The organism is Vibrio sp. Vb0598, from assembly GCF_033338935.1.
In the GTDB taxonomy this organism is placed as follows: Bacteria; Pseudomonadota; Gammaproteobacteria; order Enterobacterales; family Vibrionaceae; genus Vibrio; species Vibrio alginolyticus.
The window spans coordinates 1-1,173 of sequence record NZ_JAWOTP010000202.1; the positions used below are offsets into that span (position 1 = coordinate 1).

Sequence of the window (1,173 nt, forward strand, 5' to 3'; positions counted from 1 at the left end):
TTCTGCATTGAACTGTTGTGGATGTCTTGGGCCATATCAAAAAATCGATACAACCAATCTTGATCGGGTTCACCTGCGGTTTCATCGCGGCAAGCGCTGTGCGCGAGTTTTAGGATTTGCTCAAGGTTTTTTTGTCTTTGCTCTTGGCGTCGTTGGTCTCGCAGTTGTGCTCTTTCTAATGCGGATTTGGCAGGAGGGTCAGTTTGCAATAGAGCGTCAAGGCCATGAGATTGAGCGATGTTTTTAATTCGGCTCGCACTGTCTTTGATGTAACCCGTTTTCTTGTCGTGGTGACCGTTTTTCTGCGTATTAGGCTGGTGTTCAATCACTACAGGTTGTTTCGTTGGTTCTGCCATGTATTTTCCTACCAAGAGCTTGCGTTTGACGCTTGCCTCAATTTACACCTTAATCCGCGAGGCGACCAGAGAGAGCGTCTCAGATTTTGAAGGAATAGGGCTATCCAAAATGATAATGAGTTGTTAAAATTGTTATCGTTATTTTGGAGGGGCGATGAAGTTCTCGGAAGCAAGTAAACTGAAAAAGCACCTGTCGATAGCGTTTCTTTTGATTCTTTATGTGGGCGTGTTAGCGTACTTATCGCGCTACATTGTTTAACATTTAAAGATGACAAAGGCGCCGATGCGACGCCTTTGGTGTACCTCGAAATCGACGACTACATATCGTCGTAGGCTTCGATTTTTGAACCTTCAATCACATACGCCGTTTCTGCCAGTTCATGGTTAATGGTTTCGGTTTTTAACGTTCCCACCACGTAAATGACATCCCAAAGTTCCTGTACTGGTGCGCCTTTCGGAAATTTCACGTAAATGATTTGGTTTGGTGGTGGTGGTGGCACGTGGATACAGGCCCCAAAATACGGCACCAACAAAAATTCCGTCACCGTGTTGGCATCTCCCTCAAGAGGAATCACGAAGCCAGGGATTTTGACCTGACTGCCATTGAGCTCTGGTCTGACGTTACCGATTTTTGATTGCTGCGCCGCGCCACCACTGTGATCAGATGCGGGCATCCCCACGCTGTCGAACAGCTTACGTTCCGCTTCAGGAACCAGATCGATCCAGTCGAGCGTTAATGGCTCATCACTCGCCATGACCGGCGTCGTAAATGCAATCGCGAGTAAGCAACTGGCTAAAACTTTTTTCCACATCGTTA

At 46.9% G+C, this 1,173-nt stretch carries 2 protein-coding genes; both read right to left on the bottom strand.

The window, feature by feature from the left end; all coding sequences use genetic code 11:
• On the bottom strand, positions 1-356 hold a 356-nt coding region (locus tag R7Q38_RS24085; protein ID WP_318114591.1), incomplete at its 3' end, for a DUF2806 domain-containing protein.
• A 317-nt stretch (positions 357-673) separates the two neighbouring features.
• Entirely contained in the window at positions 674-1,168 is a 495-nt protein-coding gene (locus R7Q38_RS24090) for a DUF3299 domain-containing protein (RefSeq protein ID WP_005479671.1), read from the bottom strand.
• Positions 1,169-1,173: the final 5 nt, after the last annotated feature.

Coding starts and splice junctions, on each gene's coding strand:
- R7Q38_RS24090 (WP_005479671.1), bottom strand. CDS start 1,168: ATGTGGAAAAAAGTTTTAGCCAGTTGCTTACTCGCGATTGCATTTACG.